Annotated in this window: 17 protein-coding genes; 6 read left to right on the top strand and 11 right to left on the bottom strand. The window is 39.0% G+C overall.

Going from position 1 to position 18,285, the window contains the following annotated elements; genetic code table 11:
• Window positions 1-4: 4 nt before the first annotated feature.
• The 4 genes from ACFI34_RS01630 (at window position 5) to ACFI34_RS01615 (ending at window position 4,452) form a co-directional block, all read left to right on the top strand.
• On the top strand, window positions 5-226 hold the full coding sequence (locus tag ACFI34_RS01630; protein WP_462672164.1) for a hypothetical protein: 222 nt from the start codon (window positions 5-7) through the stop codon (window positions 224-226).
• Window positions 227-469: 243 nt separating this feature from the next.
• The gene (locus ACFI34_RS01625) at window positions 470-1,792 is read left to right on the top strand and encodes a methyl-accepting chemotaxis protein (RefSeq protein ID WP_462672163.1); all 1,323 of its coding nucleotides are present in this window, start codon (window positions 470-472) and stop codon (window positions 1,790-1,792) included.
• Between the two features lie 482 nt (window positions 1,793-2,274).
• Window positions 2,275-3,342 carry a hypothetical protein gene (locus ACFI34_RS01620; protein ID WP_462672162.1) on the top strand — a complete coding sequence of 356 codons (1,068 nt, stop codon included), beginning with the start codon at window positions 2,275-2,277 and terminating at the stop codon, window positions 3,340-3,342.
• 54 nt (window positions 3,343-3,396) lie between these two features.
• Entirely contained in the window at window positions 3,397-4,452 is a 1,056-nt protein-coding gene (locus ACFI34_RS01615) for a hypothetical protein (protein WP_462672161.1), read from the top strand.
• A 47-nt stretch (window positions 4,453-4,499) separates the two neighbouring features.
• Here ACFI34_RS01615 and ttcA read toward each other — a convergent pair whose 3' ends face one another.
• The 11 genes from ttcA to ccoN form a co-directional block, all read right to left on the bottom strand.
• The gene (gene ttcA / locus ACFI34_RS01610; protein WP_008126427.1) at window positions 4,500-5,411 is read right to left on the bottom strand and encodes a tRNA 2-thiocytidine(32) synthetase TtcA; all 912 of its coding nucleotides are present in this window, start codon (window positions 5,409-5,411) and stop codon (window positions 4,500-4,502) included.
• A gap of 95 nt (window positions 5,412-5,506) precedes the next feature.
• Complete coding sequence (gene uspE, locus ACFI34_RS01605) at window positions 5,507-6,433, bottom strand: universal stress protein UspE (RefSeq protein ID WP_039037900.1); 927 nt, start codon at window positions 6,431-6,433, stop codon at window positions 5,507-5,509.
• A gap of 100 nt (window positions 6,434-6,533) precedes the next feature.
• A complete protein-coding gene (locus tag ACFI34_RS01600; protein ID WP_462672160.1) occupies window positions 6,534-7,265 on the bottom strand; it encodes an FNR family transcription factor in 732 nt (243 codons plus the stop codon).
• A 66-nt stretch (window positions 7,266-7,331) separates the two neighbouring features.
• Window positions 7,332-8,003, bottom strand: coding sequence for a sulfite exporter TauE/SafE family protein (locus tag ACFI34_RS01595; protein ID WP_462672159.1), 672 nt, complete (start codon window positions 8,001-8,003; stop codon window positions 7,332-7,334).
• Window positions 7,996-8,163 (bottom strand): cbb3-type cytochrome oxidase assembly protein CcoS, encoded by a 168-nt coding sequence (ccoS, locus tag ACFI34_RS01590; protein ID WP_006794301.1) that lies wholly within the window; start codon window positions 8,161-8,163, stop codon window positions 7,996-7,998. Before ccoS ends, ACFI34_RS01595 begins: the two co-directional genes overlap by 8 nt.
• On the bottom strand, window positions 8,160-10,535 hold the full coding sequence (locus ACFI34_RS01585) for a heavy metal translocating P-type ATPase (RefSeq protein ID WP_462672158.1): 2,376 nt from the start codon (window positions 10,533-10,535) through the stop codon (window positions 8,160-8,162). Before ACFI34_RS01585 ends, ccoS begins: the two co-directional genes overlap by 4 nt.
• A gap of 8 nt (window positions 10,536-10,543) precedes the next feature.
• Window positions 10,544-11,035 (bottom strand): FixH family protein, encoded by a 492-nt coding sequence (locus ACFI34_RS01580; protein WP_462672157.1) that lies wholly within the window; start codon window positions 11,033-11,035, stop codon window positions 10,544-10,546.
• A 149-nt stretch (window positions 11,036-11,184) separates the two neighbouring features.
• On the bottom strand, window positions 11,185-12,219 hold the full coding sequence (locus ACFI34_RS01575) for a c-type cytochrome (protein WP_462672156.1): 1,035 nt from the start codon (window positions 12,217-12,219) through the stop codon (window positions 11,185-11,187).
• Window positions 12,216-12,401, bottom strand: coding sequence for a CcoQ/FixQ family Cbb3-type cytochrome c oxidase assembly chaperone (locus ACFI34_RS01570; protein ID WP_006794297.1), 186 nt, complete (start codon window positions 12,399-12,401; stop codon window positions 12,216-12,218). The genes ACFI34_RS01575 and ACFI34_RS01570 overlap by 4 nt, the downstream gene beginning before the upstream one ends.
• Window positions 12,402-12,406: 5 nt before the next feature.
• A complete protein-coding gene (ccoO, locus tag ACFI34_RS01565) occupies window positions 12,407-13,081 on the bottom strand; it encodes a cytochrome-c oxidase, cbb3-type subunit II (protein ID WP_462672155.1) in 675 nt (224 codons plus the stop codon).
• A 12-nt stretch (window positions 13,082-13,093) separates the two neighbouring features.
• Window positions 13,094-14,527, bottom strand: coding sequence for a cytochrome-c oxidase, cbb3-type subunit I (gene ccoN, locus ACFI34_RS01560; protein WP_006794295.1), 1,434 nt, complete (start codon window positions 14,525-14,527; stop codon window positions 13,094-13,096).
• Window positions 14,528-14,864: 337 nt separating this feature from the next.
• On the opposite strand from ccoN, the gene ACFI34_RS01555 reads away from it, so the two are divergent.
• Window positions 14,865-15,290 (top strand): hypothetical protein, encoded by a 426-nt coding sequence (locus ACFI34_RS01555; protein ID WP_462672154.1) that lies wholly within the window; start codon window positions 14,865-14,867, stop codon window positions 15,288-15,290.
• A gap of 540 nt (window positions 15,291-15,830) precedes the next feature.
• The gene (locus ACFI34_RS01550) at window positions 15,831-18,275 is read left to right on the top strand and encodes a TonB-dependent receptor (RefSeq protein ID WP_462672153.1); all 2,445 of its coding nucleotides are present in this window, start codon (window positions 15,831-15,833) and stop codon (window positions 18,273-18,275) included.
• Window positions 18,276-18,285: the final 10 nt, after the last annotated feature.

The raw sequence follows: 18,285 nt of genomic DNA, 5'->3' as shown, positions 1-18,285 counted from the left end.
CCTTATGAAAACTTCATTTACAATAAATCGCATTACTACAAGTTCTGGCATATTTAGAGTAAAAGGGCTGTGTTGCACTCAATACGAAAACATCGATAGCGTAGAAATAACCTCGCTACAAATAATGGGAACAGACGGTTGGGTACGTATAAGTCACCAATATGAAGAAAACGCCCAGTGCATAGAAACGTTATTACCTGCACTATCACTGCATTTAAAAGCGTAAATGGGGCTTAAACAGTGATTTTAGTAAAATAGCCCATCGTAAAGTTTGACTTATATGTAGGCTATATTAAAGTAATAAATGATCCCAAATGTGTGTTAAGTATTTACTTTACCATGTAAAAGTCTTGGTTTTGGTTGAACTTTAAGCAAAATATTTAACGCTAGGGCAAATTTCATTTATCACGTAGATAAATTAGCCTCTGCATTTATAAATTTCATACCTCGAGTATTAGTAAGGATATTAATGTTTTTTTCTAATAGTAAACAAAACGAAATAGCATCTTTAAAAGCAGAGCTTTACCCACTACAACAAGTATGGGAAGGCCTTAATCGTGAAATGCTAGTAATTAATATTCTTTATGACGGACGAATTTCCCACGCTAATGAACAGCTATTAAAAATGTTGGGTTATCGAGAAAATCATATTATTAATACACCAATTGTAGATATTATTTCTGAACACTCCCAGCACTCTGACGAGTACAAAAGCTTACAAAAAGCGATTAAAAAAGAGGGCCATTGGGGGGGCGCGTTACAATTTATTCGCCAAGACGGTCAAGTTGAGTGGTTACGTTTAATTGTTCATCCTGTAAAAGGAGAGCAAGATCAGCTTTTGTATTTTTCTATTTTTTGTACTGTGTTAACCAAAACAATTTCAGCATCGCGTGAGCAAAATGACACAATTAAAGCAATTTATCGTTCTATGGCGGTTATTGAATTTGATTTAGAAGGGCATGCTTTAAAAGCTAATCAGCAATTTTTAGACGCTATGAGCTATAAAGAAAAAGAAATTTTGGGTCAGCATCACCGTATTTTTTGTGAACGAGAAGAGTCTGAATCACAAGAGTATCAGGCCTTTTGGTCAAAACTCAGGCAAGGTCAGTTTATAGCGTCTCGATTTAAACGTGTTGATAAGCATGGCAACATTGTCTGGTTAGAGGCCTCTTACAATCCTATTTCTAATGATGCCGGAAAGCTTTATAAAGTAATGAAGTTTGCCACGGTAATTACAGAACAAGTAAATCGAGAAATTGCAATTTCGCAAGCTGCCGAAATTGCCTACAGCACCTCAACACAAACAGATAAAAAAGCAGAGCAAGGCGCTGAAGTAGTTAAAGACACTGTGGCAGTAATGACAGAGCTTGCAATTAATATGGAACAAGCGGCAAGCGAAATCTCTGCATTAGATCAACAATCTCAACAAATAGCGAGTATTGTGCAAAGCATTAGTAGTATTGCAGAGCAAACTAATTTACTTGCACTCAATGCAGCCATTGAGGCCGCTCGTGCTGGTGAGCAAGGCCGAGGGTTTGCCGTTGTAGCAGACGAAGTTCGTCTACTCGCATCGCGCACATCTAAAGCAACAGAGGAAATTGTAGAAGTTGTACAGCGTAACCAATCTCAGACTCAAAACACAGTAGATGTGATTGAAAAAGGTAAAGAAAAAGCAGAGCAAGGCTTAGCTTTATCTAAAGAGTCTGGACATGTAATGACTGAAATACAAAATGGTGCTCAAGAAGTTGTAAATGCTATAGGGCAATTTACAAGCGAGCTTAAAGGTCAATAATTGTTATAACCAAATCTATGTGTACCAAACTTAAAATCATTTAGGTTTGGTACTGTGTATTATTAGCGCCTCATCAATATTTAATATTACAAACCTCCCCATAACAATCCCAAATATAACAATTCTTACTATATTGATTTAATTAGATTAAATTTTATATATGTTACAAATGATAATAAATTGTTGCATTTTTATACTTTGTTCCTAATACTGGTCATTGTCTGGACTGATGAGTTACACACATTGCTTAACTAAGTACTTTATACCAACTCGCCTAATTAAGTGATCTAGTTTGAGGGTGAAAAAACATGTTGATAGCCAGCAAAAAATTCGCTTTTTGGTTGCTCTAAATAAGAATTTTTTAACGTCGTTAATGTGAGATATAAGCCTTACATATGCGTAATTATTTCTGTTCAGCACAAAAAGATATTGACGATGAATACCTTAACTAAAAAAATTAAACACACACATTAAGGAATTTTATGAACAACACACACACACACAAATGGCTAAAGCCACAACATATACTAGGCGCATGCCTTGCTATGCTAATGAGCTTTTCAGCTGCGAGTAAAGATCACAAAATAATATTAATTCATGGCTTGCAGGTTTCTCAAATAACCAATAAATCAGGTAGCGACGTTGTAAACGATGGCGAAACATATTGGCAGTCCTATTGGAATAACCGAGCAGATGAGCGAATTGATTGGCCTGCCTACGAGCGTGTTGAAGGTAAAATAGCAACAGATTGGGTTTGGCCTAAATTAAAGCAATTATCGCGCTCAAACTTATGTGCCGATGGCTGTGTATTAGTGACTCACTCTACTGGGGATTTAATTGCACGCCATATTATAGATAACCAAGCAAACTGGCTTGAAAACGCAGGGCTTTCTCCACTTAATATAGTTGCTACATTCGATTTAGCTGGTGCTGGTGGCGGTAGTGAGCTTGCTGATGTTGCTGTAAGCGCACTAACCGGTGCCTCATGGAATTTTGCTATAGATGCAGCACTCAGATGGTGGCTAGGAAGCGATGTTACTGAAGCGGTTGGCGTGTTACATGATTTAAAAGTAAATAATGCGCGTAAAATTTCTCCATTTCCAGATGCGCGTACACCTCGTTTACGTTTTGTTGCCGACGGTAATGAATACTTAGGGATCACTGGCGCATTTTTAAAAGGTAATGATGATTCGGTTGTCGCGTCGCACTCATCATGTGGTGCAAGCTCAGCGCGTTCATTTGGTAGCTGTAGCAGCAGTATTGGTACTGATGGTCGATTAAAATCACAAAGTGATGCGGTAAATAGTTTTATGCCTAACCATTACCCTATGATGATGAGTGACAGCTACAGTCATAATGAAATTCATAATGCTCAGCGTAAAGGTAATGTAACCATTGCTATGAATAATATTAATGTCGACGGACAAAATGTTGGCTTTAATACATTTGATCAAACAACGGGTACGTGGTTTTGGAAAAAGAACTACCGTTATATTAAAAACTCAAACACAACGAGTGCTTCTGCATTAATTTATAATGTGATCCCATAAGCGTTAAATGTGCAGCTTTTTTAAGCTGCACTTTTTATAAGGATTGAAGTATAAATGATAAAAAAAATCCTAGTAGTCATTTCAATAATGGCTATATTTGCTTTACTAGTATGGCCCTCTCAAGAAGAGATAGAGACTGAGGTTTCTGTTGTTAAGGTAAAACAGCCTGCCACCGTTGAGCATAAATCAAACTTACAAAAAAGCACTGCAAATTTGCCCGCTAAATCACCACAGAAGCATAAATTAACAACAGATTATAATAGCAACTTAGCAAAAGCAGCAGAGCAAGTTGCCACTCAATACGAGCATGCACTTAAATATCCACCGTATTCACAACCCTTGTCTGAATTTGATGAAGACCGTTTAAAACCTAATCAATTTTATCCTGTTGAAAGCCCAATAGATGACAAAGGAAATGCGGTTACAGTCAGTCTTAGTAAATATAGGTTTGTATATCCAGAAGAAATAACATTAAAAGTCAGCGCAGGTGGCCTTAAAAATGTGATTGTAGAGCTTGCCAATACAGATACAAAAGAGATAGTAACAACTTATAAAAGTAACGCGCGAGAGGGCGAAGCCAATGTTATTTTTAAAGCAGAGGAAGACTACCCGCGAAATTTACAAATATTTGTTGAAGCTAATATTGATGGGAAACAAATCCCTGTAGTGGCACAAATTCAATATATGCCACCGAGTGCGACACTTATTGGTTTTGAGTCGGCATACCCACAAAGTGAAAAAATGCTTATACCCGCCAATTTAAAAGTAGTAAAAAAGGGCCTGTACCGTATTCGGGCGAACCTTTTTACTGGCGACACACCCCTTGCGCACTTGGTCAGTAAACAACGTTTAAGTGAAGGAAGCCAGACGATTGATTTAAAAGCGCACTGGTCAATTTTGCCGCAAGGCATGGCTGATATGCGTTTGAGTGGATTTGTAATTGAAAGGATGTCGCCAAGTCCTGGCGAGCGAAACAGTTTTGGTAATAGTGAAATTAGCCACTTTGATATAAATGACTTTCCTTTTGACAGTTTACAACAGCTGCCATATCAACCTAATGAGCAAGAAAAATTAAGCTTGGAGTTTTTAAAAGGATTAGCCGACGGTTAAACTAGTTTTGGGTTTGCTTTAATGCAAACCCAAAAAATACAACTTAGTTAGCTTAAGTTAATTGTAACAACGCCAGCGTTTTCTTCGTCTGTATCGCTGTTGACAGGTACTTTAGGAATATCTGGCTTGTCGAGTGCAATATCGCCGCCATCAATCACTTCACCCGTTTTTAGGTTTTCAAAATCAAATAATTCAGCATCGGCTAAATGAGATGGTACAACATTTTGCATTGCTGTAAAAATACTTTCAATCCGACCCGGATGGTCTTTATTCCATTGCGCTAACATGTTTTTTGTATGTTTACGCTGCAAGTTTTCTTGAGAACCACACAAGTTACACGGAATGATAGGATAGCCTTGAGTAAACGCGTATTTGCTAATGTCTGCTTCTTTACAGTACGCAAGCGGGCGGATAACCATATGCTCGCCGTTGTCGCTCATTAATTTAGCAGGCATACTTTTTAGTTTTCCACCATAGAACATGTTTAAAAACAGTGTTTCAATCATATCGTCTCGGTGATGACCCAGGGCAATTTTAGTTGCACCAAGTTCTTTAGCTGTGCGGTATAAAATACCACGGCGTAAGCGAGAACAAAGCGAGCAGGTGGTTTTACCTTCAGGAATTATGTCGGTGACAATGCTGTAGGTATCTTCTTCTACAATTTTGTACTCTACATCGAGTTTGTCTAGGTACTCGGGCAAAACATGTTCAGGGAAGCCGGGCTGCTTTTGGTCTAAATTAACAACCACAAGATCAAATTTAATCGGTGCAACACGTTTAAGGTGCTGCAGCATTTCAAGCATTGTATAGCTATCTTTACCACCAGAGAGGCAAACCATTATACGGTCACCTTCTTCAATCATGTTAAAGTCCATAACTGCTTGGCCAGTTAAACGGCGTAAACGCTTTTGTAACTTATTAAAGTTATATTGAGCTTTAGCTTGAGCTGAGTTAGACACTACGCCCCCTTAGTAAACAATGCGGCAAATTACTTGCTAGAAATAAAGGGGCGTATTATATGTTATTAGCATATCGGGAGCTACAGCAAAATTTATTAATCTTTTGCCAGTGGGCTTACATAGCCGTCCGGTTTTAGTGCTAATACATCGCAGTCTAGGCTATCTATTACATGCTCTGCAGTATTACCAACTAGCGCAGCACTTAACCCAGTACGGCCAACGGTTCCAATAACCACTAATTCACTATTTAAACGATTTGCAATATCAGGAATTACATCTTCTGGTAAGCCTTCTTCAATAAAGCATTGCTCAGTAGTTAATGTAAATTCAGTAGCCAGTGCATTAGTTGATTCTATATGGTGTTTTTTAACTGATTCGTTGTAAAGACTTGGATTAAATTCTGGTATTTCAATGGCTATATTAATAGGGGTGGCAGGGTATGCATTGACTAAGTTAAGTTTTGCATTAGCAAGCTCACATAAAAATTGCGCGTCTTTAATTATTCGTTTGTTTAACGCTATATGCTGATCATTTTCGCTCACTGCGTTAACAGCAGCTAAAATATTGCCATTTTCAGGCCATGCCATTTCTTTTACAAATAATACTGGAGTAGGGCATTTACGCACCAAATGCCAATCTGTAGGGGTAAATATTACCGATTTTAGTGCGCCATGTTGATGAGTACTTTTAATGACTAAATCGTAATTTTGATCGATAACTGTTTCAATAATGGCTTCGTAAGGGCGGTTATGCCAAACAACTAATGTTTCAATATTTAAGTTATTGTAAGGTGAAACTAAATCGTTGAGCCAGAGTTCGCGGTCTTTTAAAACGGCTTCGCGCATCGCTTCACGCTCATCGCCTGAAAGCATCGTTGTCATTTCATAAGAGAAGTCATAGACCGTCATGAATGCTGTAATTGTTGCGCCAGATTTTTTTGCCAGTTCGACTGAGCGCGCTAAACCATGTTGATCGTCTTTGGTAGGGTCAATAACCGCGAGAATGCGTTTAATTGTGTTCATGTGCTACTCCATTTATCTAACTGGTGTACTTTTAGTGTAACTCAAATACAAAACAGTTAAAGGCTTAGCACATAAATTGTTGTTCTATATCAATGTATACCTATTTAACAATGGCTGCTGCTTTAGCAAGTGCATCATTATCTAAAATAGTAATAAACTTGCCTTCTACTTTAATTAAATCGGCTTTTTGAAAGCGACTTAATAAACGGCTAATGGTTTCTACTGTTAGGCCTAAGTAATTACCTATTTCACCACGGGTCATAGTAAACCTAAACTCTTTACGCGAAAAACCACGCTCACCAAATCGTTCCGATAAGTTATAAACAAAACTAGCTAGGCGTTCTTCTGCCGATTTTTTGTTAAGCAGTAAAAGCATTTCTTGATCGTAGGTAATTTCACTGCTCATTAAACGCATTATTTGCTGGCGTAGTTTAGGTAATTTACCTGCAAGTTCATCAAGGGTGTCAAAGGGAATTTCGCAAATCATTGAGGTTTCTAGGGCTTGGGAAAAGCTCTGATGTGTCATTTTACTAATTGCATCAAAACCAACTAAATCGCCTGCTAAATGAAAGCCAGTAATTTGCTCATCACCTTGCTCAGACAAGGTGTATGATTTAAATGAGCCAGAGCGTACAGCATAAATCGCTTTTAATGGTGCACCCGATTCAAATAAATAGTCACCTTTGTGTAATGGTTTTTTTCGCTCAATAATTTCGTCAAGCTTATCCATTTCTTGGCCATTTAACGAAAACGGTAAACACAATTGGCTTATGCTGCAGTTATTACAGCTAATAGCACAATTACCTTTAGCGCGACTTTGAGTGAAATCCATAATTTTATCCGTTTTAGTTTTTATATACAGGGGTAAATAAACCTGAAAGGTTAATGAATATTAACATTAATGTACTAACTTATCGGTTGCAATAATCAATAAGTAGATACCATACCAAATTATAACACTGCCTAATACTATTCGGGTCCAAGGATGATTTATAATGCTATTAAGTTTTTGCGCCGCAATGCCTACTGTGATCATGGCAGGAAATGTACCTAGTGCAAAACATAACATCACTATTGCGCCATCAAATGCTGTTGGGCTCGTCATTGCCCAGGTTAGCGCAGAGTAAACCAAACCGCATGGCAACCACCCCCATAATGCGCCATAACCTAATGCTTTAACCGATGAGTTAACGGGCATTAAATATTTATTAAGCTTCACTATATGCTGCCAAATAAGCGTTTTGCCTATTTTTTCGAGCCATTGCAATGTTGGACCTAAACGCATTATGTAAACGCCAACCAAAAGCATAAAAATGGCAGCAATAAATGAAAGCGTTATAGAGAATGATGTGTTTTGTTTAGCAAATTGGCTGCTTATACCCGCAACGAGTGAGCCTGCAAGCATGTAACTTATTGCTCGCCCTGTATTATAAGCAAATGAATAGGTAAGTGTTTTACGTTTGTCGCTGGCTAATTGTAAAGAACTGGCAATGCCTCCACACATTGCTATGCAGTGGCCGCTGCCAATCAAACCCATTAGAAATGCGCTTATGTATAAAGGGTCAATCATTGCTTTTATTATGCTGCTCTTTGTCATCTTCAAACAAAATACTGTGGCCTTGTTTGTTTAAATCAGAAAACTGCTCGCTTCTTACTGCCCAAAAGAATACGCCAATAGCAATAAGTACAAACAAAATGGCGATGGGGATCAAAATATAAATTATGCTCATAACTTTAATAGCCTCAGTGAATTACATATCACAATAATCGAACTGGCAGACATACCAATGACGGCCATCCAGGGAGCAACTAACCCAAGTGCTGCAAGCGGTAATATTGAACCATTATATAATAAAGACAATGTTAGGTTTTGTTTAATAATACGCCGAGTCTGTTTAGCTATATTGAGTAAGTGATCAATAGACGCTAAATCGCTATTTAGCAGTACAACATCGGCGCTGTTTTTTGATATATCAGCGCCGGTTTCCATTGCAATAGATAAATGGGCACTTGCAAATACAGGGCTATCGTTTATACCATCACCCACCATAGCGACCACTTCATTTTGAGATGAAAATGCCTCTACGGCGGTTTGTTTATCTTGTGGTGAGCAACCAGATTGTACGCTGTCTAATTTTAATTGCTTAGCTACTTTGTTCCCCGCATCTGATGCATCACCAGTTAACATGTGGCAAGTTAATTGTTGTGCGTGTAACGATTTAATTAAACTTTCGGCATCGTGCTTTACTTTATCTACAAAATAAAAACGTGCCACAACGTGTTTGTTTATATACAAACTGGCTTGCGCATTTGTTTTTTTACTATCAAACCAACCACTTTTACCTATAGCGTAGTGGGTGGTTTCATCTTGTGCACTGATCCCTAAACCTGCGTGCACTTCAATGTTATGCAACGTATGCTTTGCTGGAGTGTAGCCGTCAAATGCACTTGCAATCGGGTGCTCAGAAAAACGCTCCAACATTGCAGCAATAGCCATTACATCATCTTTTGAGTAGCTGTTGTCGATAATATCTACTTCATCAAGGCTAAATTTACCTTGTGTGAGTGTGCCTGTTTTATCAAATGCAAATAAAGTTAGTTTCGAGAGGGTTTCAAGTACATGGGCTTGTTTAATTAAAATCCCCTTTTTGGTTAGGCTGGCAATTGCACATGTTAGGGCTGTCGGTATTGCTAGGCTTAAAGCGCAAGGGCAGGTTGCGACTAATACTGAAATAGTGATCCAAAAAGCATGCTCGGGATCAATTTGATACCAACCAATGGCGGTCAACGAAGCAAATACTAATAAGCAAGCTACAAAGCCTTGTGCTACTTTATCGGTTATTTCGACCAGCTTGGGGCGTTTTGTGAGTGCATTGTGTTGCAGACGAATAATTTGATTTAAAAGTGTATTTTGACCTATTTTATTTATTTTAATTTCAATAACACCATCGTGGTTTACACAGCCGGCATACACATTATGACCTATGAACTTGTTAACCGGTTGGTGCTCGCCGGTCATCATTGATTCATCAACCGTCGTTTTACCTTTAATGAGTTCACCGTCGGCGGGAATGGTTTCACCTGCTTTAATAAGCACAACATCATTAAGTTTAAGCTTTTTAGCCGCAATAATGAGTTCTTCACCACTATTTGTAAGCGTGCGAGCCGTTAATGGTAGTAACTTTTGAAGGTTTGCTGTGTATTCACTTGCTTTTAAGCGTGCTCTAAATTCTAAATATTTACCCAGTAATAATAAAAAGGTAAACATGCAAATAGATTCAAAATATACCTCACCAACTTGCATAACAGTGGCATAACAACTGGCTCCGTAGGCGCCAAAAATGGCTAAGGATACAGGTAAATCCATATTAAGCTGCTTAGCTTTTAAGCCATTAATTGCATTCGTTAAAAAGGGCAGGGCACTATACAAAATAACGGGAGAAGCAAGTACTAAGCTTATCCATCTAAAGTACTGTTCAAAATTACTATCCATGCCTGAAAACATGCCAAAATACATGGCAAATGCAAACATCATTACTTGCATTGTCATTAAGCCTGCCACGCCTAAGCGGCGAATATATGCTTTGGCAGTTTGTTGCTTTTGTTGTGCTTCGGTATCGGCCTGAAATGGGTACGCCTTGTAACCAATTTTGGCCAAAGAAGTAATCACTTCGCTAAGTGGTGTCGCTGTTTTGTCCCACTGGATCATTGCACGGTTAGTTGAGGTATTTACATCCACTCGCTTTATGGTGTTTAAACTCAATAATTGCTTTTCTATAAGCCACGCACATGCAGCGCACGTAATGCCTTCAACACTCAATAATACTTCTGAAATATTGTTACTTGTGGCTATAAATTCATCTTGAATATCTTCGTTGTCATAACTTTTAATAAATGCCAATTGCTCAGGAACAAGTTGCTCTACTTTACCTGCACTGACTGTGCGGTACTTGTAGTAATCAGTCATTCCTTGCTCAACAATATTTTGCGCTACGGCCTGGCAGCCAATGCAACACATTGGCTGGGGGGTATCGTCTATTGTAACTGTGGCGCTAAATCCTTTTGGCACACTCTCAAGGCAATGAAAGCAAGAGGTAGACATAGTAATAACTACTTATAGTTTGGCGTAACTAAAACGGTTTCAACCGTGGGTAGGGTAATGTTTTCTTTTAATTTCCATGTTTTATCGATAGGTTCAATAAAAATGGAGTAGGCACCCTCAGTGTAATTTTCAAGTAGTGCGGTGAATTCTTTGTTTGCATTAGCTGTAAGTGTCGCTTCAAAATCGTGAGCTTTAATTGTGCGGTGATAAAACGATACTTTTAAAGCCGATACATTACTGCTATCGCCTTTGGTAAATTTAAAACTCACTCGGTCGTTAGTTACGGCTAATTCACCATGTAAATAAAGTGCTTTTGCTTTCTCGAACTTACTGAGCTCTAAATTAATTGCTTTACCTTTTTTATAGTAATCATCAACAACCATATCTGGGCCGTTGCCAATTGCCGTTATCAGTAAAGTAATACAGCCAACAATGGCTGCTAGCGGGAAAAAAATTAAAAACCAAGGCCAAAAGTTTTTATACCACGGAGTAGGTTGCATAGTGACTCTAATGTTAGTTTCGAAGAGGTTATTTTATAGTAATTGTACGTAAAAGACTAAAAAAAAGCCTCCAAGTGGAGGCTTTTTTGATCTGGATTAATCTATTGAATTTAATAAATTAATTTATAAACATTCTATTAACAGCCTGCTTATTTATCTTGCGATAAATTGTAAACGTACGCTGTTAAAAGGTGGATTTTATCTTCACCTAAAATGTCTTTCCACGCTGGCATTACACCAGCACGACCGTTAAGCAGAGTTTCTTCAACGGCACGTTGAGAACCACCGTATAACCAAATGTTATCCGTCAGGTTAGGCGCGCCAAACGGTAGGTTGTGAGCAACCGACCCTTTACCGTCTGCACCGTGACATGCTGCACACATTGCAAACTTAGCTGCACCAGCAGCTGCATCTTTTTGGTTAACTGTACGACCAGAAAGGCTAAGCACGTGTGCTGTCATTTCTTTTATACCTTGTTCACCTAATGCTGCACCCCAAGGAGGCATAGCTGCAACACGACCAATTAGAAGAGTTTCTCTAATTTTGTCTGGTGTGCCACCGTATAACCAATCTTTATCAGTTAGGTTAGGGAAGCCAATGCCGCCACGTGCATCAGAGCCATGACACTGCGCACAGTTTTGAGAGAATAAACGTTGACCAATTTCTAGTGCTAATTGACCATCTGTTTGTTCATGCTCAGTACCATTTTCAAGGGCTAGCTGCTGTGCTGCATCACCATCGATTTTAGATTGAACCAAATCTAAAACAGGTACTTTTGCAAGTCGGTTAAAAATAGGACCAAAACGCTCTTCTGCTGCTTCGTACTCTTTATCAAGCTTTACAAAACGGCCTTCTGCTTTAGCATCTGCAACTGCTTTTTTAGATTCCGCTAAAGAGGTAATCCCCTGATTAGAGCTTGTCCATTTACCTAACCCTTCCCAGTTACCTAAACCTGGATAAGCCGCTAAGTAGTAAACCGCCCATATAAATGTTGCGAAGAACATGTAAGTCCACCACTTAGGTAGTGGATTGTTAAGTTCGGTAATACCGTCATACTCATGCCCACAATCTTCACCTTCTTCAACACCAGCGTAGTTTTTTAAGTTCCACACTAATAGGCCAAAGATAATAAGTAAGCATGCTAGGGTTAAAACAATAACCCAAATACTCCAAAAGCTAGTCATTTTTCAGACTCCTTTTCCTCGTTAGAGAGTGTGTTGTTATGTTTTTTTTCATCTTCAAAAATGGCATTAGCAGCGTCGTCAAAACGATTTTTGGTACGCTTGCTGTATGCCCATACAACAATCACAATAAACAATACTAAAATTACCAGAGTTAAAATGCCTCTGTATGTTCCGTAATCCATAATAATTACTTCAAGTGCGTGCCAAGCTGTTGCAAATAAGCGATAAGGGCTTGCATTTCTGTTGCGCCTTTACCGTCATTCATTGCATCAACTTTGGCAACGTCAGCTATTAGTTCTTCATCGCTACCGTAACCTAAACCCAAGTGTTTAGGGTTTTTTGGGTTGATAGCGAATGTATCACGGAAAATTTGTAGTTTTTTCAGAGTTAAGCTGGTATCAACTGTGTTCTCTGCTAACCAAGGGAAGCCTGGCATATTAGACTCAGGAACCACATCACGCGGGTTCACTAAGTGAGCATAATGCCAATCGTCCGAGTAACGTTTACCAACACGAGCAAGGTCAGGTCCAGTACGTTTAGAACCCCATTGGAAAGGGTGATCCCATACTGACTCGCCTGCTACAGAGTAGTGGCCGTAACGTTCAACTTCGTCACGAAAAGGGCGAATCATTTGCGAGTGACAGTTATAACAACCTTCACGCACGTAAATATCGCGACCTTCCATTTCTAACGCATTTAGAGGACGTAAGCCATCTACTGGTTTTGTTGTGTCGTCTTGGAACATAAGTGGAGTAATTTCAACTAATGCACCAAAGCTGATAGCAAAAACAGTCAGTATGGCCATAAGACCAACGTTTTTTTCTACTATTTCGTGTTTGTTTTGTGAATTTTTATTGCTCATCATCTCACTCCGTTATGCTAATTGTGCTTGCGCGTCTAACTTCAGTGATTCTTTTTCAGCTGAAATTGTACGGAAAACGTTATAAGCCATAACTAACATACCTGTTACGATGAATACACCGCCAACAAAACGCATTATGTAGAAGGGATGCGATGCTTCTAAAGACTGAACAAAGCTATACATTAATGTACCGTCGGCATTAACTGCACGCCACATTAGACCTTGCATTACACCAGAAATCCACATTGCAACAATGTATAAAACAACACCAACAGTGTGTAACCAGAAGTGGGTGTTAACAAGCTTGATGCTGTACATACGACCTTGTGCGAATAGTGCAGGGATAAGGTGATAAATAGCACCAATCGAAATCATAGCTACCCAACCAAGTGCACCTGAGTGAACATGGCCTACAGTCCAATCTGTGTAATGAGATAATGCGTTCACAGATTTAATTGCCATCATCGGGCCTTCAAACGTAGACATACCGTAGAAAGATAATGATACAACTAAGAAACGAAGTACTGGGTCAGTACGCAGTTTATGCCACGCACCCGATAAGGTCATTATACCGTTTATCATACCGCCCCAAGATGGAACGAATAAGATAATTGACATAACCATACCTAAACTTTGCGTCCAATCTGGAAGTGCAGTGTAGTGAAGGTGATGAGGACCAGCCCAAATATATAAAGATACAAGTGCCCAAAAGTGAACGACCGATAAACGGTAAGAGTAAACAGGGCGACCCGCTTGTTTAGGTACAAAGTAGTACATCATGCCTAAGAAACCAGCGGTTAATAAGAAACCTACAGCGTTATGTCCGTACCACCATTGCACCATTGCATCTACTGCACCTGCGTAAATAGAGTACGATTTAGTTAACGAGACAGGCACTGCCATGCTGTTTACAATGTGCAACACCGCAACAGTAATGATAAAGCCAGCGTAGAACCAGTTAGCAACATAAATATGCGACACTTTACGTTTAATTAAAGTACCAAAAAATACAACTGCATAAATAATCCAAACAACTGCGATTAGAATATCGATTGGCCATTCTAGTTCTGCGTATTCTTTAGAGCTTGTAATACCAAGTGGTAAAGTAATTACTGCTAATACGATAACTAGCTGCCAGCCCCAAAATGAAATTGCGGCAAGTTTGTCTGAGAAAAGGCGCGTTTGACAAGTACGTTGAACGACGTAATAAGACGTCGCAAAAAGTGCACTTGTACCAAATGCGAAAATTACTGCGTTCGTGTGTAACGGACGTAGTCGAGAGTAAGTTAACCATGGTGTATCAAAGTTAAGTGCTGGCCAAGCTAATTGGGCAGCAATCAGAACCCCAATACTCATGCCAACGATGCCCCAAATCACTGTCATAATAGCGAATTGGCGTACAACTTTATAGTTATACTCAGTTTGTGATGCTACTGTTTGGCTCATTTTCTGGCTTCCGCTGCAATAAATGCGTTTAGAAATGAATTACCCACTTGAAAAGTGGGGCCTACTATTACTTCACAAGCATGTTACCTAAAACGTTCAAAGCATGAATGCTTCAGAAAACAAACTCGAGAAACCCTAATTTTTGCGAGGGAAATAATAAATTTTTTGGCCTAAAAAAGATAGGTCAATTACGTAATATTATGACATCAATCAAACTTTGTGGCTTTGTTGTCTATTTTTTGATTAGCTGAGTGCCTAAATTTGATTATTTAGTGGGCCATGCTTGTCATTTATAAGCTTGATTATTAGTATCTGCTTTTATTCGGAGCGAATTTTTATGAAAGCAACCCAATTATGTTATGTGTTTTTGTTACTTTTACTATTAACCGCCTGTGATTCTGGTGAGCATAAAAACGCAACGGTCCTTAAAAACTCAAACTGCGAACCTAACTTAGAATGTATTTACCCGAATAATGTGAAAGTGTGGCTTAGTCATCAATCTCTTTCACCTGAAACACCTTTTACAATTTTCAGTAAACTGCCTGATGATATAAAAATAAAACAAGCAAAGTTGAAGGGCATCACTATGTATATGGGGTTTATTCCGCAGCAGTTTGTAAAGCAAGGCGACTTATGGAAAAGCGAAACCATGGTTGGCATTTGCTCAGAAAATAATATGCTTTGGACCTTAGAATTAACCGTTATAAATACCACTACTTCAAAAGAAGATACCCTTAACTATAACTTCTACGTTACCTACTGATAAACTCTCATTTTAGTACGAAGTAGCCAACCAACCGATCACGTTTTATCCCAAAATCGTTGATTTCTACAAGCACACATACTCCATACAGTGTAGTCCACATTTAAAAATCATACCTGACAAAGCAAGAGTGCTTGTTATTGACTATGAGCAATAGGCTTTTGTCATGGGTTAGCAACTATCAGGTGGTTTTACCTTTTTAATAATGCCGTGTGATTAAGTTGTTAATACCTGAATTATTGCTAAACAACAGGTGTAATTACACTTGATTACAAAGTTGCGGTGTTTGATTTCATCTGTACTTTAATTGTTTATGATTTTTTTTAAGTTATTAATTTTAAATTGTATTTTTATATTAACAATGAAACAAAGAGTAACCTTTGTACCTTTTGTGGGGTGGCCTTTTTTACCTTTAATAAAAAGCGCTCAAGCGTTAAGTTTTCGTTCAGTTAAGTGCGCTTAAGTTGCCTGCCGACTCATTCTTCTCATAACAAATGAGCATTACCAATCTTGGTAAATTCCAACAAGTAGGATTCTTTCATGACTAAATCGACTCTTGGTCTAGCTGTTGTAGCAGCCATCCCAATGTTTTCAAGTGTACATGTACTAGCAGCAGACGAAGCTGCAAATTCAATCGAAAAAATTCAAGTTACGGGTTCACGTATCAACCGTACTGATATGGAAACAGCCAGTCCAATTACCGTTATTGGCGATGACTTTATTGCAAAAAGTGGTTTCACGTCTGTTGCCGATATTCTCTCAACTCAGCCATCTGCTGCGGGTATAAGCCTTGGTGCTTCAAGTAATAATGGTTCAGGTGGTTCTGCAACTGTTAACTTACGTGGCATGGGATCACAACGTACCCTCGTGTTATTAAATGGTCGTCGTATGGTTTCTTCTGGAACCGGTGCAGACTCTTCAGTTGATTTAAATACCATTCCTGTTGCAATGATCAAATCAATTGAAATCTTAAAAGATGGTGCATCAGCGGTGTATGGATCTGATGCAATCGCCGGTGTTGTTAACATTATTACCAAAAAAGATTTTGAAGGTACTGAGCTTAATGTTGAAGGAAGCCGCACAACGAAAGGTGATGGTAACAACTACGGTACTAGCTTATTACATGGCATGCAGATTGCTGATGGTAACTTAGTCGTTGGTGCCCAGTTTTCAAGCCGTGGCGAAGTGATTCAATCAGATCGTAGCTTTGTGCCTGCAGGACAGTCGTCGTTTATTCCACAAGGTACTTTAGGCGGTAAAACATACGAAGGTAATGGTGTATTTGCCGATAGAACAACATCGTACGACTTTACTACATCGAGTTATGCACAAACACCAAACGATCTGTACAGTTTATTTACAAGCTTTGATAAAGAGCTAGACGCTGATACCACATTCAATGTTGACCTTATGTATACACGCCGTGATTCATCACAGCAATTGGCACCTCAACCAGCCAGTGTAGATTTACTTACAGCAAACCTTGATAACGAATACACCAATGCGTTTATTGTCGACGGTGAGCTTGCCGATTCGCTAGAGTATCGCAGAAGAATGGTTGATGCTGGGCCGCGAATATACGAGCAAACAACAGACACATACCGTGCATCAGTGGCATTACAAGGTGTCTTAGATAATGATGCAAGCTGGGATGTGAGTGCTACATACGGCAGAAACGATTCTAAAGATAAAGTACAAAACTCGATTAATGCAAGCCAAGTAGAGCAAAGTATTTACGCAAACCAAGCAATTTGGTTTAGTGGTGATGCACTTAGCCGTGACTTTTTAACTGCTAACGATTCTATTTACACTGAAAGCAATGAAGGTGGAAATGAGCAGTTTATCTTATCTGCAGGTTACAGCGCACTAACCGATAGCGATATTGGTTACGCTATAGGTATTGAGAACCGTTTTGAAAGTGGTTTTTACACACCTGATTTAATTACACAATTGGGCCAAAGTACAGCAGCACAGCAAGATCCTACTGAAGGTGACTATTCGGTACAGTCTATCTACTTTGAAACATCCATGCCGGTATTAGAAGTCGTGACACTTGAAGGGGCTGCACGCTACGATAATTACTCTACGTTTGGTGGTGAAACAACGTGGAAACTGGGTGCTACATGGGATGTAACAGATTCATTTATGGTTCGTTCTGTACTAGCTACCGGCTTTAGAGCGCCAAATGTTGCTGAACTATTTGGTGGCAACTCGGGCTCTTACGATTACCTAGCCGATCCGTGGGGTAACGAGCAAGATGCGCAAATTTTAGTTAACTACACAAGTGATGCTGACTTACAAGCAGAAGAAAGCCGTTCGTTTACATTTGGCATGGTGTGGGAAGTGGTTGATGGTTTATCTACAACACTTGATTACTGGAAGTTTGACATTACAAACGCCATCACGCGTTTAGATGTACAAAACGAAATGAACAACTGTTTTGCGGGCGACACGCAATCGTGTGATTCGGTAAATATTACCCCAGCGGGTGATTTATCAAACTTAAGCTCAGCATTAACCAATGTTGGCTCTCAAAAAACGTCAGGTATTGACTGGAACATTGGTTATACCGCCGATAACTACCGTATTAACTTAGATACAACCTACTTGGTTGAATTTGAGCAAGATGATATTGATTACACGGGGACTATTGACGGTAACATTGGTGGCTATTCTAAAATCAAATCTAACTTATCTGTAAACTACGATTTGTCTGATGCGTTTAGTGTGCTTTATAACGCACGCTTTATTCGTGGCATGAGTGGCGACTACTACGGCGAGTCGTTCAGCACAGATAATGTTGTTTATCACGATATTTCAATGACGTACAACCTAAATGAGTCACTGAAAGTGACAGGTGGTATGAATAATGTTTTTGATAAAGAGCCAGAAGAAGTCCTTGGCGGAAATGACATGGGCACCGTACCTGAGATTTACGACGTAATTGGTTCACGAGTATTCGCAAGTATTAACTATAAGTTTTAATTGCAAAAAA

The organism is Pseudoalteromonas sp. PSi26 (assembly GCF_054960575.1).
The sequence above is the reverse complement of the archived record's forward strand: the minus strand, read 5'-3'. Positions and strand labels throughout refer to the sequence as shown.